The 20,484-nt window shown below is 66.2% G+C and carries 20 protein-coding genes and 1 tRNA gene; 10 read left to right on the top strand and 11 right to left on the bottom strand.

The window, feature by feature from the left end; genetic code table 11:
* The first annotated feature begins 47 nt into the window (after positions 1 to 47).
* From ACFZB3_RS03385 to ACFZB3_RS03355, 7 genes are all read left to right on the top strand, one after another.
* Complete coding sequence (locus ACFZB3_RS03385; RefSeq protein WP_391368868.1) at positions 48 to 386, top strand: antibiotic biosynthesis monooxygenase; 339 nt, start codon at positions 48 to 50, stop codon at positions 384 to 386.
* A complete protein-coding gene (locus ACFZB3_RS03380) occupies positions 383 to 1,270 on the top strand; it encodes an NAD(P)-binding domain-containing protein (RefSeq protein ID WP_391368865.1) in 888 nt (295 codons plus the stop codon). Before ACFZB3_RS03385 ends, ACFZB3_RS03380 begins: the two co-directional genes overlap by 4 nt.
* Positions 1,267 to 2,268 (top strand): amidohydrolase family protein, encoded by a 1,002-nt coding sequence (locus ACFZB3_RS03375; protein ID WP_391368862.1) that lies wholly within the window; start codon positions 1,267 to 1,269, stop codon positions 2,266 to 2,268. Before ACFZB3_RS03380 ends, ACFZB3_RS03375 begins: the two co-directional genes overlap by 4 nt.
* The gene (locus ACFZB3_RS03370; protein WP_391368859.1) at positions 2,265 to 3,509 is read left to right on the top strand and encodes a cytochrome P450; all 1,245 of its coding nucleotides are present in this window, start codon (positions 2,265 to 2,267) and stop codon (positions 3,507 to 3,509) included. Before ACFZB3_RS03375 ends, ACFZB3_RS03370 begins: the two co-directional genes overlap by 4 nt.
* A 607-nt stretch (positions 3,510 to 4,116) precedes the next feature.
* The gene (locus tag ACFZB3_RS03365; protein ID WP_391368856.1) at positions 4,117 to 4,323 is read left to right on the top strand and encodes a hypothetical protein; all 207 of its coding nucleotides are present in this window, start codon (positions 4,117 to 4,119) and stop codon (positions 4,321 to 4,323) included.
* The gene (locus ACFZB3_RS03360) at positions 4,307 to 4,819 is read left to right on the top strand and encodes a DUF6879 family protein (protein ID WP_391368854.1); all 513 of its coding nucleotides are present in this window, start codon (positions 4,307 to 4,309) and stop codon (positions 4,817 to 4,819) included. The genes ACFZB3_RS03365 and ACFZB3_RS03360 overlap by 17 nt, the downstream gene beginning before the upstream one ends.
* Positions 4,816 to 5,652 (top strand): Scr1 family TA system antitoxin-like transcriptional regulator, encoded by an 837-nt coding sequence (locus ACFZB3_RS03355; protein WP_391368851.1) that lies wholly within the window; start codon positions 4,816 to 4,818, stop codon positions 5,650 to 5,652. Before ACFZB3_RS03360 ends, ACFZB3_RS03355 begins: the two co-directional genes overlap by 4 nt.
* Before the next feature lie 1,296 nt (positions 5,653 to 6,948).
* Here the strand turns inward: ACFZB3_RS03355 and ACFZB3_RS03350 are convergent.
* The 7 genes from ACFZB3_RS03350 to ACFZB3_RS03320 all read right to left on the bottom strand — a co-directional run bounded on the left by ACFZB3_RS03350 (position 6,949) and on the right by ACFZB3_RS03320 (position 12,533).
* Positions 6,949 to 8,301, bottom strand: coding sequence for a DUF3987 domain-containing protein (locus tag ACFZB3_RS03350; RefSeq protein ID WP_391368848.1), 1,353 nt, complete (start codon positions 8,299 to 8,301; stop codon positions 6,949 to 6,951).
* A gap of 88 nt (positions 8,302 to 8,389) precedes the next feature.
* Positions 8,390 to 9,148 carry a histone-like nucleoid-structuring protein Lsr2 gene (locus ACFZB3_RS03345; protein ID WP_391368845.1) on the bottom strand — a complete coding sequence of 253 codons (759 nt, stop codon included), beginning with the start codon at positions 9,146 to 9,148 and terminating at the stop codon, positions 8,390 to 8,392.
* A gap of 452 nt (positions 9,149 to 9,600) precedes the next feature.
* Entirely contained in the window at positions 9,601 to 9,888 is a 288-nt protein-coding gene (locus ACFZB3_RS03340) for a hypothetical protein (RefSeq protein WP_391368842.1), read from the bottom strand.
* 171 nt (positions 9,889 to 10,059) lie between these two features.
* Positions 10,060 to 10,968: a hypothetical protein gene (locus tag ACFZB3_RS03335; RefSeq protein WP_391368839.1), complete on the bottom strand. Its 909-nt coding sequence runs from the start codon at positions 10,966 to 10,968 to the stop codon at positions 10,060 to 10,062.
* 14 nt (positions 10,969 to 10,982) lie between these two features.
* Entirely contained in the window at positions 10,983 to 11,327 is a 345-nt protein-coding gene (locus ACFZB3_RS03330; RefSeq protein WP_391368836.1) for a hypothetical protein, read from the bottom strand.
* 344 nt (positions 11,328 to 11,671) lie between these two features.
* Positions 11,672 to 12,301, bottom strand: a complete 630-nt coding sequence (locus ACFZB3_RS03325) for a hypothetical protein (protein WP_391368833.1) — start codon at positions 12,299 to 12,301, stop codon at positions 11,672 to 11,674.
* 64 nt (positions 12,302 to 12,365) lie between these two features.
* Positions 12,366 to 12,533, bottom strand: a complete 168-nt coding sequence (locus ACFZB3_RS03320; protein WP_391368830.1) for a helix-turn-helix domain-containing protein — start codon at positions 12,531 to 12,533, stop codon at positions 12,366 to 12,368.
* A gap of 116 nt (positions 12,534 to 12,649) precedes the next feature.
* Here ACFZB3_RS03320 and ACFZB3_RS03315 point away from each other — a divergent pair, with 116 nt between their 5' ends.
* Together ACFZB3_RS03315 and ACFZB3_RS03310 are read left to right on the top strand one after the other, a co-directional pair.
* Positions 12,650 to 13,222: a hypothetical protein gene (locus tag ACFZB3_RS03315; protein ID WP_391368827.1), complete on the top strand. Its 573-nt coding sequence runs from the start codon at positions 12,650 to 12,652 to the stop codon at positions 13,220 to 13,222.
* Between the two features lie 32 nt (positions 13,223 to 13,254).
* Positions 13,255 to 14,499 carry a hypothetical protein gene (locus ACFZB3_RS03310; protein WP_391368824.1) on the top strand — a complete coding sequence of 415 codons (1,245 nt, stop codon included), beginning with the start codon at positions 13,255 to 13,257 and terminating at the stop codon, positions 14,497 to 14,499.
* Between the two features lie 88 nt (positions 14,500 to 14,587).
* On the opposite strand, the gene ACFZB3_RS03305 is transcribed toward ACFZB3_RS03310, so the two are convergent.
* The 4 genes from ACFZB3_RS03305 to sucC form a co-directional block, all read right to left on the bottom strand.
* A tRNA-Leu gene (locus ACFZB3_RS03305) sits at positions 14,588 to 14,675 on the bottom strand.
* 324 nt (positions 14,676 to 14,999) lie between these two features.
* The gene (locus ACFZB3_RS03300) at positions 15,000 to 16,541 is read right to left on the bottom strand and encodes an aldehyde dehydrogenase family protein (protein ID WP_391368821.1); all 1,542 of its coding nucleotides are present in this window, start codon (positions 16,539 to 16,541) and stop codon (positions 15,000 to 15,002) included.
* Complete coding sequence (gene sucD, locus ACFZB3_RS03295) at positions 16,538 to 17,455, bottom strand: succinate--CoA ligase subunit alpha (RefSeq protein ID WP_391368818.1); 918 nt, start codon at positions 17,453 to 17,455, stop codon at positions 16,538 to 16,540. Before sucD ends, ACFZB3_RS03300 begins: the two co-directional genes overlap by 4 nt.
* Positions 17,456 to 17,466: 11 nt before the next feature.
* Positions 17,467 to 18,597, bottom strand: coding sequence for an ADP-forming succinate--CoA ligase subunit beta (gene sucC / locus ACFZB3_RS03290; RefSeq protein WP_391368815.1), 1,131 nt, complete (start codon positions 18,595 to 18,597; stop codon positions 17,467 to 17,469).
* Between the two features lie 199 nt (positions 18,598 to 18,796).
* On the opposite strand from sucC, the gene ACFZB3_RS03285 reads away from it, so the two are divergent.
* Positions 18,797 to 20,479 (top strand): thiamine pyrophosphate-binding protein, encoded by a 1,683-nt coding sequence (locus ACFZB3_RS03285; RefSeq protein WP_391368812.1) that lies wholly within the window; start codon positions 18,797 to 18,799, stop codon positions 20,477 to 20,479.
* The last annotated feature ends 5 nt before the right edge of the window (positions 20,480 to 20,484 follow it).

Genomic DNA, 20,484 nt, shown 5'->3' with positions numbered 1-20,484 from the left:
AGGCCGTTGGAGTCGTGTCCCGCCAGATCTCACCCTCAGGAGGAGACATGGGCACGAGGAACAACGGCCGGCCGGCCGACAAGCTGAACGTCGTCTTCACCGTCCGCGTGATCGAGGGCGGCGAGCAGGGATTCCTGGAGATGTACGACCAGCTCCGCCAGTCCGTCGCCCGGACCCCCGGCCACATCGTCGAGAGGCTGGGAGCGCCCGTGGACGACTCGCGGCAGTGGGTCATCACCAGCGAGTGGCAGACCGCCGAGCACTTCTTCGCCTGGCAGCAGAGCGAGGAGCACCGCGCGCTGGTGGCTCCGCTGCGCCAGTGGGTCGACTCGACGCAGTCGCTGCGGTTCCGGGTCGTCAAGGAGACGGCGGGGGTGACGGCATGACGCGCACCGCCCACGGCACCGTCGCCGTACTCGGACTCGGCACGATGGGCTCCGGCCTGGCCGCCCGCCTCCTCGACCGGGGGGTACAGGTCCGGGTCTGGAACCGTACCCCGGAGCGGGCCGAACCGCTTGCCGAGGCAGGCGCCTACGTCGCCCGGCACCCCGCCGACGCCGTCGCCGGCACGAGCGCCGTCATCTGCGTCGTCGCCGACGGCGAAGCCCTCGGCTCCGTGCTGCACGGACCCGACGGCGTCCTGTCCAAGGGCCCCTACCCCGGGGTCCTCATCTGCGCCAGCACCGTCTCCCCCGACGAGGTCGTCCAGATCGCCGGGGACATCCCCTCGGTCGTGGACGTCGGCATGCTCGGCAACCGCGACCATGCCCGTGACGGCGAGCTCCGGCTCTTCGTCGGCGGCGAGGAGCAGGCGTTCGACGACTGCCGCCCGCTGCTGGAGGCGCTGGGCAAGGAGGTCGTCCATCTGGGCGCGCTCGGTTCCGGCATGCGGATGAAACTGTGCCTCAACCTCGTGATGGGCATCGAGGTGCAGGCCCTGGCCGAGGTCACCGAGCTGGCGACCGCCTGCGGCCTCGACCGGCAGCTGGTCCTCAAGACCGTCGCGGGCAGCGGTTTCGCCTCTCCGGTCATGGCCTTCAAGTCGAGGCGCCTGGGTTCCGGCCGCTTCGAGGAGCCGGACTTCCGGCTGCGGCTGATGGCGAAAGACCTCATGCTCGCTACCAAGCAGGCGGCGGCAGTCGGCCTGAGTCTGCCGCTGGCGACCGCCGCGGCGGAGACCCACGTCCGGGCCATCGAGCAGGGGCTGGGCGACCAGGACTGTGCCGCGGTCACCCGCGCACTCACACCGAAACCGGGCAGCGACACGTGATCATCGACATCCACGGGCATCTCTCCCCGCCGGAGGCGGCCGAACGCTTCCCCATGCCCCCGAGCCTGACCGACGTCGACGGCATGCTCGCCGCTCGCGCCGAGGCCGGCATCGACCTCACCATCATCGGCAGCCCCGTCGGCGCCGGAGCGATGGCGCGGGTACCGGGCGTGGACAACTACGCACAGCCACGAGACCGGCTGCGCAGTTTCCACGCCTGGATGTCGGGGCTGATCGGCAGGTTCCCGGACCGGTTGCGCGGCTACGTGTACGCCAACCCGTTCGGTGACGACGATCACCTCGACGGGGTGCGGGAGACCCTTGCGGACCCGGCCTTCGTCGGCCTGATCACCACGTCCAGCGTCCACGGGGAGCTGCTCGGCTCCCCGCGGGCCGACTCCTTCTTCGCGCTGGCCGCGGAGGCGCGGGTGCCGGTCCTGGTACACGCCCCGGCAGAGCCGGGCGGCACGGAACGGGTCGACGAGATCGGCTTCGTCGAGCAGATCGGCCGGTTCGGCGACGTCACCATGGGCATGGCCATGATCGCCTTTGCGGGGTGGCTGGACAAGTACCCGGATCTACGGCTGATCGGCGCGACCGGCGGCGGCGCGATGGCGCTGCTGCCGGAGCGCCTGCAGACGGCGGCGCGCCCCCGGCACTGGGCCGGGGGCGCACCGCCCGCCGGCCGGCCCGAGGCGGCCCAGACCCGGACCCCGGCCACGGCCCCGTCCGCGGCCCGGGGACCGTCGGCCGACCCGGCCGCGGCGCTGCAGCGCATGTACGTGGACACGAGCCCGCTCAGTTGGGCGCATCTGAGCCTGAACGCGGAGGTGCTGGGGCCCGAGCGGATGCTGTTCGGCACCGACTCACCACCGTTGGCCGTGCCGCTGGAGGAGCAGATCCGCATGATCGAGAAGTTGCCGGTCGACAGGGCGTCGCAGCAGCTCATCCTCGGCGGCAACGCCGAGGCCGTCTTCGACCTCAGGAGCCGTCCGTGACCACCGACACGCAAGAGGCCGTCACGGCGGTCGAACGCTGCACCCCGGAGTTCCGGCGGGACCCTCACGCGGTCTACGCCCAGCTCCGCGACGCGGCCCCGGTCTGCCCCATGAGACCGCCGCACGGCAACGAGACGTACCTGATCACCCGGTACGAGGACGCGCGGGCCGCCCTGTCGGATCCGCGGTTGAGCAAGGACATGTACGGGGCCATGGGCGCCTACCGGAAGATCTTCGGTGACTCGTCCGTCGCGCTGGACGACAACATGCTCAACTCCGACGCGCCCAAGCACACCCGGCTGCGCAGGCTGGTCAACTCCGCGTTCACCCCACGGCGGGTGGAGGCTCTCCGGCCGAAGATCCAGGACATCGTCCGGGGCCTGCTCGACAAGTGCCCGACCCGGGAGCCCTTCGACCTGTTGCCGGTCTTCGCGTTCCCGCTGCCGATCATCGTGATCTGCGATCTGCTCGGTGTACCGCCCCAGGAGCGGTCCCGGCTGGAGAGCCTGTCCTTCACGGTGGCCCGGAGCGGCTTCGACGAGGAGGCCAGGCGAGCCCAGCAGAAGGCGGAGGAAGATCTGCACGCGTACTTCTCCGACCTCATCGCCGCCAAACGGAGGTGTCCGGGTGACGATCTCCTGAGCGCGCTCACCGCGGTCCGGGACGACGACGGCGGGCTGACCGAGAACGAGCTGGTCTCGACGGCGTTCCTGCTGATGTTCGCGGGTCACAAGACGACCGCGTACCTGATCGGCAACGCCGTGCTGCACCTCCTGTCCCATCCCGGACAGCTGCGCGCCGTGCGGGAGAACGGGGAGCTGATGCGTGCCGCGGTCGAGGAACTCGTCCGCTACGACGGCTCCGTGGAGAGCGCGACGTTCCGTTACGCGACCGAGGACGTGGAGTACGGCGGGACCCGGATTCCCAAGGGCGCCCTGGTCCAGGTCGCGCTCAGTTCCGCCAACCGCGATCCGCTGAAGTTCGACGCCCCGGACGAGCTGAACGTGATGCGTCCGGGCAATGCGCAGGACGCGCATCTGGGGTTCGGGCACGGCATCCACTACTGCCTGGGAGCCCCGGTGGCCCGGCTGGAGATGCAGCTGGCGCTCACCGCCCTGTTCGACCGGTTCCCGAGGATGGCCCTGGCCGGCCCCCGCGCCGAAGCACGCTGGCTGGAGGTTCCCTTCCCGGCCTTCCGCGGCCTCGCGGAGCTTCCGGTGGTGCTCGATCCCGCCGGGTGACCGACGCACAACGACAGACACCCGCCCCGGCCGGAGGCCGCAGACGGGTGTCTGTCTCTGTGTCCGAGGGGGGACTTGAACTCTCCTCTCGGGCACCAGCCCATTAGTTAGCTGACCTGCGGATACATGCCCTCAGGGCCCTCTTGGAAGTGGTGAGGGTTGGTCATGCTCACCTGCTGTTTCTGCCCGTTCCTGGCCGCTGTTGGTCATGGGTTGGTCACGTGGCCAACGCCCATCCGGCGTCACTCTGAAGCCCGCGATGGCGGCCATTGCGCGCTCTGTTGGTCGGTCTGTAGCACGTCCCGCACCGCCCGAACTGCTCTGCGTGGAGCCTCGATGCGGCCAGCCTTGGCGACCGTGACAGCGGAGCCGCCAGCGGGCGCGGGGGCACCGCAACGGCGGCTCTCGCGCCCTCGCCGCGCAGACCTTCACCCTTCACCGAGCCTCTGGCGCCGCTCGGGGCTCTCCTGCCCTCGTCGGCAGTGTCCAGGCAGCGGTTCTACCCAAAGACGTGCATAGTCACGTCCTGGCATAGCGGGCATGCATAGCCAGCGCCTACCGTGATGGTCAACGGCCTCAACAGAGGCCAGACACAAGGGGGTTCAGCATGGCCCGCGAGGAACTGACACGGCTTACCGGCAATGGCAACGGCGAGTGCGGGGAAAAAGACTGCCCCAACGTCTACCGGACGGCCAGCGGCTCATTCATCGTTCAGGGCGATCTTTCGGACGCTTTCCGGCCGCCGCAGGGTGAGGCCCTGGTGGAGATCCCGGAAGCAGTTCTCAGGGAGGCTATTCGTGCTCTTGGATGGTGACGAGTGGAACGCTTGCTTCGACACCATGCAGCGTGAGGCGTGGAGGTTGGAAACTCTCCCCGTCTACACGATGTCGCAGGAAGCCGAGAAACTGGCTCGATTCCTCGACGGAGAGAAATCACCGGATAACTACGCGTCCGGCTGGATGGACGAAGTGCGGCAGTGGCGCAGCGAAGGAAAGAGCGTCGGGCGAGTTCATATCGTCACGCGCCCTCTGTCGGACTATCTCCGGTTCGAGTTCGAGTACTACTACCGGCACCACGTCAAGGCCGGGGAAGAAATCCGCATCCTTGACGTGACCGATCGGGCGAATCCATTGCCTGCCGCGCAGGACTTTTGGATGTTCGACCGCACAAAGGTAGTGCTCATGAACTACCGGGAAGACGGAACGCAGATAAACCGAGAACTCCACTCGGATGATCCCGCACCATTCATCGAATACCAGCGAATCGCAATCACCGAGTCGGTTCCGTTCCTGGAGTACGTGAAGGAGTGACGTTCGAACCCGAGCAGCTAGGCCAGTCCGGTCAGGAACTGGCCTCGAAGCTCCGAGAACTGCGTAAGCAAGCCGGGCTCTCTGGGGTCCGGCTTGCTGCGCGCTGCAACATGTCTCAATCCAAGATTAGTCGGTTTGAAACGGGAAAGGCCCGCCCGTCGATTGTCGACGTTGAGCAAATCCTAAGAGCCGTTGAAGCCCCTGCGGAATTGGTCACTCAGGTATCAAACCTCACAAGGATGGCCAACACCGAGTGGCAAGATATTCGAAGCCTCCGCCGAAAGGGGCTCGATAGGAAACAGCAGGAACTAGCTAGCCTAGAGTCGTCGACAACGGAATTCCGCTTCTTTCTGCTCTCTATGCTTACTGGGCTTCTGTCCACTCCCGAATATATTAGAGCCAGCCTCGCTCACTCCCCTGTGGACACCAGTAAAACCGTGGCGAAAAAGCTCGAACGGCAACAGGTTCTTCATGACACCTCAAAACGATTCATATTTATTTTGACGGAACAAGCTGTCAGGTGGCCGCTCGTTAGCGCCCCGGAGATGGCTATGCAGATTGACCGCCTCGTCTCGCTCTCCCGCCTATCGAGCGTTCGGCTGGGAATTATCCCGATCAGTGGTCATATGGCCACGGTTCCCATGGACACCTTCACTATTTACGACGACACTTTGGCCACGTCAGAAAATACAGTTGGTGTCACGGTCTTTCGCGATCCCCGAGACATCGCGGCATACATGGAACTGTTCGACACTCTAGAAAGCTACGCGCTATTCGAAGACGAGGCTAGGGCTCAACTGGACGAGTGGGCCAGTCACTACCGGTCCCGATGATCATTTACCCAACCTCGCGACTGAAACCCATATCGATGCGCAGTACGCGGCACCATTACGTGACAGACATGGAGCCGAGGGGCGATCGATGCTTGAGGACAAGTCGGAGGCTGAATCCAGTTCCGGACCAGTAGCGAGTAACATCCCCGAGCTTGAACCTGTCGGGGTCGAGGGATGCATGACGTGCGCTGCGCTTTGCAATTCTCGCGAAGTGGCCCGTGAAGCAAGCGTGCCGGAAGCTGTGGCGAGTGCCAATCGCGAAATCGGCAACCATCCGCATAGCGCCGTAGGCCATGGGAGAAAGCTCCCCATGGCGACGGTGTGGGGGGTGGCTGTATGAGGCCACCCACCTATCCGAGTGAAGCCATTGACCTACCCCTAGACGATTGGCTGTACGAAGCCAAGCCGCGCAATGGGTGTCGGCGGTGCGAGGATGCCGTTACCGAGCTGAAGGCGGCAAAGAAAGCCGGTAACGCCTCCGCTCGCTTCGAGGCCGCCCGCAGGGTTCGGCAATGCACGCACAGGGACTAGGCCATGGCTACAGCACCCGAAAAACCGAGGGCGGGCCGCCGAGGTTACGACAACGGCCTTCCTTCCATTATGGAGTGGCTGAATAGCGTATCCGCGATCTGTGGGGAGTGTTTCGGAAGTCGCGAAATCTGGTGCCCTACATGCGGTGGGTTTGGCGGTTGCGGCACCTGCAATGGCCGGGAAAAGGTTCAGTGCACCGAATGCGCGGGTGGGCGCCTTGTCGGATACAGGCTTTGAAGCGGAAATATTCCGGACGGTGAAATGACGTACCGATGCACGGCGACAACCGAATTGGACGATGGCGTTCAGGCCGAGGCAGGGAAAATCGGCTCTCCGCATCCCCATATCGAATGGGCATCGATCAGCCTGTTTCAATGCATAATCGAAGACGTAGCACACGACCACCATGCGGCTTTCCTCCGCACGGGCGCAAGCACCGACCCCGACTCGGATATCTACCTCTGTTGGCGAGACAACTCGACTGCCCAGTGGATCGAAGACCTGGAATGCTGCATGAACAGATCTCGCCCCCTGGGTATAGGGTGCACCATTTTCAAGAGCCATCCCGGTAGATGCGATTGGCAGTACATCGATCCGCAACAAGTGGCCGCGCAGGCACAAGCAGACCAGTTAGCTAAAGAGTGGAGCCTCTCTCCTTTGTTCCGACTGCCCGAGTGATGTTCCGGGCGTGGAATTGCTGATCCACTCCCATTTCCAAACGAAAGCGGCCCCGGCCAACGAAGCCGGGGCAAGTTCATTGGTTAGTTAGAGCAACGCCCGGAAGGGGTTGGCGCCCGCGAGTGGTTCCGAGCGCTTCGGATCAGGCGTCAGCTCCGGGGCCTGCTTGGGTGCCGGGCGGTAAGCGTCCAGGCTGACGACCGGTGCGCGGTTCTTCTCACGCTCCGCGCTGGCCGGCTGCGGCGCAGAGTCACCGGAAGTGTTGCCAGGTAGCGAGAAAACGGTGGCAGGTCGGCCGGTCTTCCCTGACCGTTCCACGGTCACGACGATTCCGGTCAGTTCCTTGACCTCTGCGGCCGTAGCTCCCACGTACGGGAGCACCTGCGAGGAGGTAGCCCGACCGCCGTGCATTTCGATCCGAGCCCGCACCTTGTCCTCAAGACTCAGCGGCTGTCGCTTCACCTTCGGGGAGGTCGCTCCCTTGGTGATGCGTACGGCGTCCTGGACGGACCGGCGAACCAGGGTGAACGCAGCCGACAGCATCTCTTCCGTGATCGTCTCCGAGCATTCGGACGCTGCCAGGCAGGCCGCAACTCGTATGGTCTGCTCCGCCGTTCGCTCGATGTAGACAGCTTGGTTCTCGGGCAGGGCCTCGCCCAGGATGCGGGCGTACCGGCGCACGATCCGCCACAGGGACCGGGCGTCCTCTGCGAGTGTGATCACGCGCGGCCTGGCCGTCGCCCAGCCGTAAGCGTCGGCAAGATCCCGCCCGTCCACGTCCGGCAGGCTCACCCTGTCGTCGTCCAGCAGGGGCACCGACCCCAGCAGGAAGGGAAGAATGCGGTTGTACGAGCCGCCCGCCGCTTCCGACTCGCCCACGTACTTCGCCCAGTCGGACGGCGTGACGTGGCAGTGCAGAACCATGGCGGGGTCGCGTACTTCCTGAGCCTCTTCCTTGGTGGTGTTCCGCAGCGTTGCGCCGTCCCATGCGGACCGCAGCTTGGTCGTGAACGAAGCATCCCGCTTCACCCTGCGCAGTACTTCTGACCACTCTTCCTCACACACGAAACTGCGCACGTCCCGCCCGTGCTCGGTCTCGGCGGTCGATTCCTGCTGGTCCCAGAGGTGATTGACCAGGCTGGCCCCGGACGTGATTCCGGATGTGGTGTGCGTGGCCACGAACCGGCCCAGGGACTTGTCCAGGACGTGATGAGCGGCCCGCAGCGCGGTTCCCTTGCCTCTGCCCGTTCCGGCCACCAATGCGGACCACAGCAGAACAGGCCGGGCGTTGCCACGGGACGACACCTTTACCGTGCCACCGATCGCGGCCGACCACATCGACAGGGCCGCCACGTACACCCCCAACGCATCCGCTTCCAGGAACGGGGCGATCTTGCGGACCGCACGACCTATAGGACCGTACAGAACGGGGGTGCTCATGCTGCCTCTATCTCGAAAAGGGGTGCTTGGGTGTCCCCTGTCTGGGGAGGCCGGGCGCGCTCGGCGCCCGGCACAGTGGGCGCGGCACTCAGGCCGCTACTGCTTTTCCCTCCGACGCATCCCGCTGCGTCAGCTCGTAGGCGTGCCTCACGTTCATGGGGATACGCCCCTTGGCGGGTACGGCGTAGCCGTTCTCCCGGGCCCAGGCCCGCACGGCACGGTTGCGCTCACGCTCGCTCATCCCGGAACGGTCGACCTTGACAGGCTCCGGAAGCGGGTCACCCCCGACCAACTCACCGGCGCAGACAGCTGACTTGAAGCGACCCGGAGTGCGTACGTCCATGCACGGGATGCCACGCTCGGATGCGTCCCGCAGCTTGGTGCCGTTCCGGTCGCCACCTTCACCAAGGATTAGAAGGACAGTGGAGTCGTCGGCACGGCCGACCACCTCATAGCCAAGGTTCCGCACTGCCTCACGCGCCAACTCCCAGTCATAGCCCGGTACTTCACCAGCCAGCATCACGGACGGCACAGGCTCAGACTCGGGGGCAGACTCCGCAACGGCTACCGGCTCCGGCTCCGGCTCCGGCTCCGGCTCCGGCTCCGGCTCCGAGACAGGCTCAACAACCGACACGGATTCAGGATCAGCCGTTCCCCCCTTGGCGGTCTCAGGCACACCAAGTGCGTCCATCAGGTACCTGCCGAAGATGATGGAGTGCTCAAGGCAGAGGTCCCAGGTGTGATTCCCAAGCGTCAGCGTGTCCCTGGCTTCTTCCTCGCTGCGGTCACGCGCTATGTGAGCGTCGCACAGGTGCTTTTCCACGGGTACGAGCACGGTCTTACGCATAGCGCTTCATTCCTTTGTTAGGGCGGAAGTCTCAGCGAGCGGCCGGAGCGTTGCTCTGACGACCCCTTCGCTTGATACCCATTCTTCCGTACCCGTATCACAGGATGATAACTAACAAATAACTGAAGCATTACTCAAATGAATTCAATACCCGGGGTAATGTGTAATTAGAAAGGAATGGGACCCGCCGGGGGCGGGTTCCTTCCATCGCGTTTGCCAATCAAATCCCCAAGCCCCTTGAGGTCACATCTTGTGGCACTCGAAACACATCTTCGGCTGGTGCCTCAGTTCGTCAGCCCATGGCTTCACTTTTCCGGTCAACTGCCATCCGATGTGAGTGGCGAACTCCTGAACGCATTCTGGGCATTGAGGCTCGAACCATGGACACTGGAAACCGGCCCGGTGTGTTCCGTCATGGGTTCCTGCGGCTCCGGCCTTGGCTGCTCGTCTGCTCACTCGTCCCCCTCAAACGCCCAGCCCAGCCGCTTCATGCCGTCGGCAGTCAGACCAAGGGATGTGGCCAACTGCCGGTATTCGGTGAGGTGGTCGCGGGTAGCTGTACCGTCCAGGATCTTTCCGTAATAGGTCAGCATGACGGCCACAGTCGGAACGTAAGACTCATCCCAGCGCGCAGCCTGCGGACTGTTCCACCATTGGTTCCACTGCTCGGATTCAGCAGGTGACCACTCCCTTACCGGTGGCAGATCCGGAATGGGAAGGCCGTGATCGTTCGGCAGCACATCTAGACCCTTGTACCGGGAGTGTGGCGAATCGGGGTTACGCATTCTGGGCATGGGCCCTCCAGTTTCTGTTACGCGTGGTCGACGGCCGGCGCAGGCTTCTGATCGACGGACGGTGAAAAGAACGGGCCCCCGTCCGTCGCATGGACAGGGGCCCGAACTAATCAAGGGTTAGGAAGTGGGCCACGTGACAGCGGCCTTGACGATTCCCTTGGTCGGCTTGGACTCGTCAAAGGTGCTGTCGGCCTTCTTGGTGTCCAGCTCCGGATAGCGCACGATCTTTCCGCCGTACAGGTGCAGAGTGTCGATGTAGTTAGCCCGGTACTTTTCCGACTGTCCCTCACGGAATCCCGTGAACTGGCTTGCGTAAGTGGCGAACTCCGAGTGACCGGCCACGATATCCACACCAGGCGGCATAGCAGTGGTGGAGGCAACCGTGAACCCTGCCAGACGAGCCACAACACCATTGGCAGTCACGCCACCCTCACCGTAGGCCGCAGCGTTGGCGATCGCCGGGTGCTCGATGAGATGTCGCTTCACCTTCGGTGAGACCACCACGTAACGGCCCGCCGGGATGTCGTTGTCATCCAGGGCCAGCATCATGTCCAGGATGGCGCTGTAGAGGCTCTGGGGGATGTTGCCGCCAGTTGGGACGACGGCCGGAAGGGCCGTTGCCCCGGTGGCGATGATGTTGCCCATGAAGGTGTCAGCCTCACGGGCCAGGGCCCGAATCATCTGCTGATTGATAGGCGAATCCAGGCTTCCGGCGAGCTGCACCCGTTCCGCATCTTCGATCAGAACCTGAAGATACTTCGCCTCAGTAACAGTCAGCTTCTGGTCAACGGTTTCCGGTCGCTCGGAGGTCATCCCGTCGGCAATCGTGTAATCGCCTACGGTCGGGCGAAGAAGGCTGTTGATGTGGACGACATCACCCTTCTTCCGTATCTCACCCTCGTACTTGTTATTGGAGACAAGGGAAGATGCCCAGACCAGAAGAGGATCAAAGGCTACGAGGAGTTCCGAATCCCAAAGCTCGGGGATGAAAGTGGCGGTGCCGGGCTGCTGGTAGGTGAGGGCCATATGAGTTCTCCTGGTTATCGCTTACGAACGTCGAGTGAAATGCGGCGGCGCTCAGGAATCGGGCTGCCGTCGCGGTTGTGACCGGCGCCGATAAGCGCGGGAAACATGGGCTCCTGAGGCTTGAAGGACGCCAGGGCCTTATCCATTGCGTCGGCTGAAGGCTTCCCGTCTTCACCGATCAGCTTGGAAGCGTCCAGGTAATCAGTGAATCCGTCGGGGAGACTGATTCCGGCCTGGGCGGCGTGAACCTTGAGTTCAGCCCGTGCCAGCCTTCCCGCATACTCCTGCTCGACCTCGGCCCGAACAGAATGGGAAGGGTCGGCCGGCATGGCTTCGGGAATCTGTTCTGTATCGCTCATGGCGACACCTCCTAGAGAACTAATCAACGTGAAGGAAGAAGTGGAGAGAAGGGCCGCCTGTGAGCGGCCCTGTACCTCACAAGAGGACAACGTAAGAGAAGACACTGCCCCCCCTTACCCCCCACCGTGAACTATGTAAGTAGGAAGCAAGAGGAGAAGTGTTTCTCTACGTTGTCCCTCTCACAGGGAGGTGTCCGCAGAGCCCCGTAACGACTTGGGAACTGCCCGGCCTGCTGGCCGTACCAGAGGCACACCGCCGAGTGTGCATGGCCCCAGAGGATCGCTCCTCCACTGTTCTGAATTAATGCGACACGGCGGAGGCCCTGGAAGCAGCCCCATGCCCGTCACGTTCCTGTGGTGTTGATCCGGCCCCACAACTCCCGATAGCCAGAGAGGTCCTGTTCCTTCAGGCCATCGAAGTCGTACACAAGATTTCTGTTACGTCCCACCTGGACTCCCGCATACCGCAAACGTCGCGTACGGGCTTTCGCGGCGTTCTGGTGGGCCTGGCAGTGTTTACGAGGGCGCCCGCGCTTCCGTTGAGACTGCGAGGTATACAGAGGTGCTTGGCATCCGGCCCATTGGCATGACTCCGGGGGATAGTTCCGACGCTCCACAACGAATCCGGAGCCGTGCCCCGTGCCCGCCTCTTCCGCTTCGGAAAGCAGGGCGAGTAGCTCGCCGTAGTGGTCGGGCTCCTCTGCGTCGGGGCGCTCCCGCATGAGAGATTGCAGATTTCGACGCCTTGACTCTGGATCGAAGGTGGGAAGTGCTGCCACGATGGGAGCCCAATTCAAAGGAACCATTCCGGTATACGCCGCCGCTATTCGCTGGAACTCCGTCTCTTCTGACTCCGGCCAGAGGTCCGGCCATGCCTCCCACGTCTCGTCGTCTGCCGCTTCCAGCAGTACATCCGCACGCCGCTCCAAAACTGCCTGTCCGGGCTCGTCCAGGGGCGGGATCGTCTTGGTCACGCATTCCTCTCAGAAAACAAAAAGGCCCCCGGTTGCCTCGGGGGCTTTCACGTAGTGCAGTTCTTCAGTTCTGGTCGTCCAGCCACATTTCCAGGTCGGCCGGTCTGCACCGGAGGGACTGACCCACTTTCCGGAACGGGATCTGTTCGTCCTTCCAGTTCCCGTAGACCCACGACCGGGGCTTGTTCAGGTAGTCGGCCACCTCGTCAACGGTCATCAGCTTGGGCTGCATCGTCCTCCCCTGGTCGGCGGCCGGTGGGTGGGCCGTCCACCCGGTTCCCGTCCGCCACTTCCGAGAGTGCGCCAGCCGATGCGATCTGTCAATTCACATCGTGCTAGCTTGAGGGCGTGGAAACGAACCTGCCGCCCGGATGGCGGCTCGAAGACCCAGACGAACCAGCGGCGGCCACCCTCATCTGGGAGGAGCGGCGCGGACCCTGGCTGCTGCGCGCTGTATGCCCTCTGTGGGTCCCGTACGAGGGGCCGAGAGAGGTTGCGGTGCTGTTGGCGGACCCGGACGCGGACGGGGTGGCTGGCGGGGTGCCCGTGGATGTTCTGCGCACCTTCCCGCTGGGCGAGATCAAGGCCCAGGCGCGCAGCCTGCTGGCCAGGGTGAAACAGGACCTCACCATCACCGAGGTGTGGGGGACGCCGTTCGATGATCTGCCGCGCCAGTGCCGTACCGACGCCGACTTTGCGGCTTGGGCGGGTGCCTGGGTTCTCATGCGCCGGATCAGCAAGACCGCTCCGGTCAAAGCGTTGGTGGAGCGGACGGGTGTAGCTCAGCCCACGGTGTCCGGCCGCATCGCCACCGCCCGGAAACGGGGCCTGATCGATGAAGACGGAAACCTGACTGCCAAGGGTTCAGCGATCTTGAACGCGTCGCCGTTCGAGGAAAAGGAAGGTAAGCAACCCACGTGACAAAGCGCGGAAACGGGCTCGGGGGGACTCCGGTGGAGATCCCGCGCAAGGGCAGACCGAACACCTGGGGCGTGCGCACGCCCCTGCACCTCAATCCCGCATCCAAGGAGAAAGAGCGTTACTGGATAGGACGGGAGTTCAAGACCAAGACCGAAGCGGAAAAGGCGCTGCGGAAATGGCACAGCGACCGTGAGGACGGAAACCTCACTCCCCGCTCGGACATGACCATGGGTCAGCTTCTCGACAGGTGGATGGGTAATCACCGGGGCGAGGACACGACCAAAGAGGGATACGAGCCGAAGATCCGGCTTCACATCAAGCCCAACATAGGAGGTGAGAAGGTGGTGGAGATGACGGATGAGCGTCTGGACGATCTGTACAGGCATCTGGAGACTGCGCCCGTCGAGACCAACGGCAGCAAGCCGCTCGGTCCCAAGAGCGTCCGCCACATCCACAACATCATTTCGGCCGCTCTCGACTCGGTGACCGGTCCGAGAAAGCTCCTCTCGGTGAATCCGGCGCACACGGCGAACCCGCCCACCGAACGCCAGATCAAGGCGGCAGAGCCGGATTTCCCCACCCTCAACGACTCGGAGACGGCGCACTTCCTGCGCGAGATATGGACCCCGTGCGGCAACCGGGTCTGTGACGGTGGTCTGACGCATCACTGCCTTCGGGACGCCCCGCTGTGGACGTCCTACGCGGCTACCTCGTGCCGCCGCAGCGAAGTTCTCGGATGGATGTGGGACCTCATCCACTGGGACGACTGCGCCATTGAACTGGCCTGGGTGGTGGTCGAGGAAGGCAACACCTACAGGCTCCGCAAACTCACCAAGGACGGAGACGACAACGCGATCATCTATGTCGACCAAGCTCTGATGAACGTCCTCAAATGGCAGCGAGAGCGCCAGCAGGCCGAGAAGGAACAACTTGGCCTTCGCTGGGTGGAGCACGGGCTTGTGTACGCCCGTGACGGCTTCAAGCTCCAGAAGAACACTCTCGCCGGTGGACCGCAGGACCCCGAGAAGGTCTCTGCTCGGTGGCGCACCGCCCGCAACCGTCTGCGCCTGCCCGAGGACTTCCGACTGCACGACTGGCGGGCATCGAAGATCACGAACGATCTCGATAACCACGAGAACCCCGTAGAGGTCTCTGCCAACGCCCGGCATCACTCGCCGGGCTACACGATGACCCGGTACGGCAGGCGCCGCGCCGAGGGTGCCAAGAAGCTGGCCGCTTCCAGCGCGGCCCGTATCGGCTTGTCATCCCTGGTCTGACCTGGGGATTCTCCAGGCTGTTGGTCACGTGGTTGGTCACGCCACAGCCCTGTAATGCAGAAAACCCCACGTGAAGTGGGGTCTTTGCTGGTGTCCGAGGGGGGACTTGAACCCCCACGCCCGTTAAAGGGCACTAGCACCTCAAGCTAGCGCGTCTGCCATTCCGCCACCCGGACTAGGTGTCTGCCGCCTGGCCGGGGGTGTTCCCCGCGGCGACATGGACAACAATACCAAGCTTTCGGAGTGCCTTTCACCTGCGTTTCCGTCGGCTCCGGCGCAGGTGGGGGGCGGGTCACGGCGCGTGGCCGGTCCGTCACCGGGAGGGCGGCGGCAGGCGGGAAGCGGCGCCCTGCGACCCGCCTCGGCCGGTCACCGGGCGGGCGCCGGGCGCCGGGCGGGCGAAGCTCCGGAGCGTGACCGGGCCGCGGCACCGCACCCCGGAGTCCGTCACCGGGCGCGCCCGGGTAAGGGGCGCGCCACGGCATGAGAGGTGCGCCCGGTCAGGGCGTCAGCTGGTACTCCGGGAAGTTCCCCGGCAGCCGCTCCCCCGCCGGCCCCCGGGTCACCGCCCGCACGAGCAGCTCCCCGCCGACGAAGGCGCCACGCCAGGACGCGCCGAAGCCGCCGAAGAGCTCGTCCCGGTCGCCGCGGGAGCGTGGCTTCCCGTGGCCGATCTTGAAGGCGCGGATCTGCGGGGCCAGGCGCGCGAAGGTGGCCTCGTCGTCGGTGGAGAGGGTGGCGACCAGCGCGCCGTTGGAGGCGTTCATGGCGGCCAGCAGTTCGGCCTCGGTGTCGACCAGGACGATCGTGTCGACCGGGCCGAAGGGTTCCGCGTGGTGGAGCGGTGAGGAGGGGGGCGGGTTGAGGAGGGTGACGGGGTGGACGTACGACGACGTGTCCTGGCCGGGCAGGAAGCGGGCGTCGGCCGGGCTGCCGCGGTGCAGCGGGACGGCGCCGCGGTCGACGGCCTCGGCCACCTGGTCGGTCAGGTCCTTGGCCTTGGCCGCGTTGATCACCGGCCCGAAGTCCAGCTCGGGGAGCGGGTCGGCGGGGTCGGCGACCGCCAGGGGGTGGCCGATCCTGAGCCGGCGGACCGCCGGGAGGTAGGCCGTGAGGAACTCGTCGAACAGTTCGCGCTGGACGACGAAGCGCGGGTAGGCGGTGCAGCGCTGTTTGCCGTAGTCGAAGAGCTTGGGGACGACGGCGGTGAACGCGGTCCAGTCGGTGAAGTTCCAGATGCCCCAGGTGTTGAGTCCCTCCTGTTCGAGTACGTGCCGCTTGCCGAGGTCGGTGACGGCCGTGGCCACCGCAGCCCCGGTGTCCCGGCCGCCGACGAAGGAGACGCAGCCGATCTCGGGCGCCCGCACCAGCGCCTCCGACAGCTCGCCCCCGCTGCCGCTGAGCAGCGTCACCGGCAGGCCCTCCCGGGCGGCCAGTGCGCAGGCGAGGGTGAGGCAGGCGACCCCGCCGTCGGTCGGGGTCTTCGCCACCACCGCGTTGCCCGCCAGGGCCTGGACCAGTACCGCGTGCACGAGCACGCTCATCGGATAGTTCCAGCTGGCGATGTTGGACACGGGCCCGTCCAGCGGGGCCCGCCCGGCGAGCATCGGCCCGATGCCGTCGACGTACCAGCGCACCCCGTCGATCGCCCGGTCCACGTCCGCCTGGGCCAGCCGCCACGGCTTGCCGATCTCCCAGACGAGCAGCAGGGCGAGGAGTTCGCGGTGTTCGGTGAGGGCGTCCAGGGTGGCCGCGACCCTGGCCCGGCGTTCCTCCAGCGGGACGTACCGCCAGGCGCGGTGCTGGTCGAGGCAGGCGCGGACGGCCTGGTGCGCGGTGGCATGGTCGAGGCGCGGGGCGCCGACGATGGGGCTGCCGTCGACGGGGCTGGTCGCGGGGAGCGGGCGGCCGTCGGGCCGCCAGGTGCCCGCCCAGAGGTTGCGGACGCGGTCGTCCCGGAACGCCTCGGGGGCGAGGTCGAGACAGCGCGCCCAGGCGTCGTCCCAGCCGGTGCCGGGCTTGCGGACGAGGACCATGGTCATCCACCGGCTTCCAGGAGTTCCAGCACCAGCCGGGCGGTCTCGGTCGGCGTGCTCCCCACCCGTACCCCGACCGCTTCCAGCGCCTCCTGCTTGGCCCGCGCAGTGCCGGCCGCACCGGAGACGATGGCACCCGCGTGGCCCATGGTGCGGCCCTCGGGTGCGGTGAACCCGGCGATGTAGCCGACGACCGGCTTGGTGACGTGCTCCCGGATGTAGGCGGCGGCCCGCTCCTCCGCGTCGCCGCCGATCTCCCCGATGAGGACGACGAGTTCGGTGTCGGGGTCGTCCTGGAAGGCGGCCAGGCAGTCGATGTGGTTCGTGCCGACGACCGGGTCGCCGCCGATGCCCACGCAGGTGGAGAAGCCGATGTCCCGCAGCTCGTACATGAGCTGGTAGGTCAGGGTGCCCGACTTGGAGACGAGGCCGATACGGCCGGGCTTGGTGATGTCGGCCGGGATGATGCCCGCGTTGGACTGGCCGGGGGTGATCAGGCCGGGGCAGTTGGGGCCGATGATCCGGGTGCCGTTCCGCCTGGCGTACGACGTGAAGGCCACCGAGTCGTGGACGGGTATGCCCTCGGTGATCACCACGGCGAGGCCGATGCCGGCGTCGGCCGCCTCCAGCACCGCCGCCCTGGCGAAGGCGGGCGGCACGAAGACGACGGTGACGTCGGCGCCGGTCGCCGCCATGCCCTCGGCGACCGTGCCGAAGACCGGGACGGCACCGGGGGCGCCTCCCAGGCCCTCAAGGCTCCGGGGGACGTCGAAGTCGACGGTCTGCCCGGCCTTGCGCGGGTTGACCCCGCCGACGACGTCGGTCCCAGCGGCGAGCATCCGCCGCGTGTGCTTCATGCCCTCGGCGCCGGTCATGCCCTGGACGAGGACCTTGCTCTCCTTGGTGAGGTAGATCGCCATGACAGGACTCCTCAGGCGGTGGTGGCGAGTTCGGCGGCGCGGCGGGCGGCGCCGTCCATGGTGGTGGCCTGTTCGACCAGGGGGTGCGCGCGGCCGTCGAGGATCGCCCGGCCGCGGGCCGCGTTGTTGCCGTCGAGGCGGACCACCAGGGGCTTGGTCAGCCGGACGGTCTCCAGGGCCCGGACGATGCCGTCGGCGACCGCGTCGCACGCGGTGATTCCGCCGAAGACGTTGACGAAGACCGACTTCACCGACGGGTCGGAGAGGATCACCGACAGGCCGTCGGCCATGATCTGCGCGGACGCCCCGCCGCCGATGTCCAGGAAGTTGGCGGGCCGCGCACCGCAGCCGGCCACCACGTCGAGGGTGGACATCACCAGGCCCGCGCCGTTGCCGATGATGCCGACCTCGCCGTCGAGTTTGACGTAGTTGAGTCCCTTCGCGGCGGCCGCCGCCTCCAGCGGGTCGTGGTGCTCGCCCTCCTCCGCGCCCCAACGTGACTGCCGGAAACGGGCGTTGTCGTCAAGGGTGACCTTGCCGTCGAGGGCCAGAATCCGGCCCTCTTCGGTGCGCACCAGCGGGTTCACCTCGACGAGCAGCGCGTCCTCGCGGACCAGCACCTGCCAGAGCCGTACGAGGACGTCGACGGTCTGCGGCGGCAGTCCGGCGGCCGCGGCGATCTCCTGGGCCTTGGCGGAGGTGACGCCGGCCGCGGGGTCGACGGGGATCCGGGCCACCGCCTCCGGGCGGGTCGCGGCCACCTCCTCGATCTCCGTGCCGCCCTCCGCGGAGGCGATCGCGAGGAAGCCGCCGGCCGCCCGGTCGAGGACGTAGGAGACGTAGAACTCGCTGTCGATGTCGACGGGCTGGGCCAGCATCACCTTGCCGACCGTGTGCCCCTTGATGTCCATGCCGAGAATCTGACGTGCCGTGAGCTCCGCCGCGGCCGGGTCGGCGGCGAGCTTGACGCCGCCCGCCTTGCCCCGGCCGCCGGTCTTGACCTGCGCCTTCACGACGACCCTGCCGCCGAGCCGGCGGGCGATCTCCCGGGCCTCCTTGGGCGAGTCGGTGACCTCGGCCCTCGGCACCACGATGCCGTGATCTTCGAAGAGTTCCCTTGCCTGGTGTTCGTACAGGTCCATTCCGGCTCCTGTCTGCGAAGTCCGTCGAGAGGTCGCCGAGAGGCCGGACGAGGCCGAACTCCGACGACCGAAAAGTGCCGCACGCCCCCTGGACACCACCCACCGGATGCGGGATAACAAGGTTCATACAGTATTCGTCGACTGTATGCAATGTACCGCGAGAGCCTTCCAACCCCCTACGAAGGGACAGGACTTCGCCATGCCCGACGACACCCAGGACGTGATTTCCGGTGGTCATCTCGTTGCCAAAGCGCTGAAGGCCGAGGGGGTCGACCGCATCTACACCCTGTGCGGCGGCCACATCATCGACATCTACGACGGCTGCGTCGACGAGGGCATAGAAGTCGTCGACGTCCGCCACGAGCAGGTGGCCGCCCACGCCGCCGACGGTTACGCGCGCCTCACCGGCAGGCCCGGCTGCGCGGTCGTCACCGCCGGACCGGGTACGACCGACGCGGTCACCGGGGTCGCCAACGCCTTCCGCGCGGAGTCCCCGATGCTGCTGATCGGCGGCCAGGGGGCGCTCACCCAGCACAAGATGGGGTCCCTGCAGGACCTCCCGCACGTCGACATGATGACGCCGATCACCAAGTTCGCGGCGACCGTCCCGGACACCGCCCGCGCCGCCGACATGGTCTCCATGGCGTTCCGCGAGTGCTACCACGGCGCGCCCGGCCCCTCCTTCCTGGAGATACCCCGCGACGTCCTCGACGCCAAGGTGCCGGCGTCGAAGGCCCGCGTCCCCAAGGCCGGCGCCTACCGGGCCTCGACCCGCTCGGCCGGCGACCCCGAGGCGATCGAGAAGCTCGCCGACCTCCTCGTGCACGCCGAGAAGCCGGCCATCCTGCTCGGCAGCCAGGTCTGGACGACCCGCGGCACCGCGGACGCCATCGAGCTGGTCCGGACCCTCAACATCCCGGCGTACATGAACGGCGCGGGCCGCGGCACCCTGCCGCCCGGCGACCCGCACCACTTCCAGCTCTCCCGCCGGTACGCCTTCTCCAACGCCGACGTCATCGTGATCGTCGGCACCCCCTTCGACTTCCGCATGGGCTACGGCAAGCGGCTCTCCCCGGAAGCGACGGTCGTGCAGATCGACCTCGACTACCGCACGGTCGGCAAGAACCGGGACATCGACCTCGGGATCGTCGGCGACGCGGGCCTGGTCCTGAAGTCGGTGACCGAGGCCGCCTCAGGGCGCGTCAACGGGGGCGCCTCCCGGCGCAAGGAGTGGCTGGACGAGCTGCGCGCGGCCGAGCAGACCGCGCTGGAGAAGCGGCTGCCGAGCCTGAAGTCGGACGCCTCCCCCATCCACCCGTACCGCCTGGTCAGCGAGATCAACGACTTCCTCACCGAGGACTCGATCTACATCGGCGACGGCGGCGACATCGTCACCTTCTCCGGGCAGGTCGTACAGCCCAAGTCGCCCGGCCACTGGATGGACCCGGGGCCGCTCGGGACCCTGGGCGTCGGCGTCCCCTTCGTGCTCGCCGCCAAGCAGGCCCGCCCCGACAAGGAGGTGGTCGCCCTCTTCGGCGACGGTGCCTTCTCCCTCACCGGCTGGGACTTCGAGACCCTGGTCCGCTACGACCTCCCCTTCGTCGGCATCGTCGGCAACAACTCCTCGATGAACCAGATCCGTTACGGCCAGGCCGCCAAGTACGGCAAGGAGCGCGAGCGGGTCGGCAACACCCTCGGCGACGTCCACTACGACAAGTTCGCCCAGATGCTGGGCGGTTACGGCGAGGAGGTCCGCGACCCCGCGGACATCGGCCCCGCCCTGCGCCGGGCCCGCGAGTCCGGCAAGCCGTCGCTGATCAACGTCTGGGTCGACCCGGACGCGTACGCCCCCGGAACCATGAACCAGACCATGTACAAGTGAGGTGG

It is taken from the genome of Streptomyces sp. NPDC008092 (assembly GCF_042957285.1).
Lineage (GTDB): Bacteria > Actinomycetota > Actinomycetes > Streptomycetales > Streptomycetaceae > Streptomyces.
The sequence above is the reverse complement of the archived record's forward strand: the minus strand, read 5'-3'. Positions and strand labels throughout refer to the sequence as shown.

Excerpts from the sequence above, each read along its gene's own strand:
- ACFZB3_RS03365 (WP_391368856.1), top strand. The coding sequence starts at position 4,117 with ATGGCCCGCGAGGAACTGACACGGCTTACCGGCAATGGCAACGGCGAG.
- ACFZB3_RS03330 (WP_391368836.1), bottom strand. The coding sequence starts at position 11,327 with ATGAGCGATACAGAACAGATTCCCGAAGCCATGCCGGCCGACCCTTCC.
- ACFZB3_RS03335 (WP_391368839.1), bottom strand. The coding sequence starts at position 10,968 with ATGGCCCTCACCTACCAGCAGCCCGGCACCGCCACTTTCATCCCCGAG.
- ACFZB3_RS03285 (WP_391368812.1), top strand. The coding sequence starts at position 18,797 with ATGCCCGACGACACCCAGGACGTGATTTCCGGTGGTCATCTCGTTGCC.
- ACFZB3_RS03350 (WP_391368848.1), bottom strand. The coding sequence starts at position 8,301 with ATGAGCACCCCCGTTCTGTACGGTCCTATAGGTCGTGCGGTCCGCAAG.
- ACFZB3_RS03345 (WP_391368845.1), bottom strand. The coding sequence starts at position 9,148 with ATGCGTAAGACCGTGCTCGTACCCGTGGAAAAGCACCTGTGCGACGCT.
- ACFZB3_RS03380 (WP_391368865.1), top strand. The coding sequence starts at position 383 with ATGACGCGCACCGCCCACGGCACCGTCGCCGTACTCGGACTCGGCACG.
- ACFZB3_RS03300 (WP_391368821.1), bottom strand. The coding sequence starts at position 16,541 with ATGACCATGGTCCTCGTCCGCAAGCCCGGCACCGGCTGGGACGACGCC.
- ACFZB3_RS03320 (WP_391368830.1), bottom strand. The coding sequence starts at position 12,533 with ATGCAGCCCAAGCTGATGACCGTTGACGAGGTGGCCGACTACCTGAAC.
- sucC (WP_391368815.1), bottom strand. The coding sequence starts at position 18,597 with ATGGACCTGTACGAACACCAGGCAAGGGAACTCTTCGAAGATCACGGC.
- ACFZB3_RS03385 (WP_391368868.1), top strand. The coding sequence starts at position 48 with ATGGGCACGAGGAACAACGGCCGGCCGGCCGACAAGCTGAACGTCGTC.
- sucD (WP_391368818.1), bottom strand. The coding sequence starts at position 17,455 with ATGGCGATCTACCTCACCAAGGAGAGCAAGGTCCTCGTCCAGGGCATG.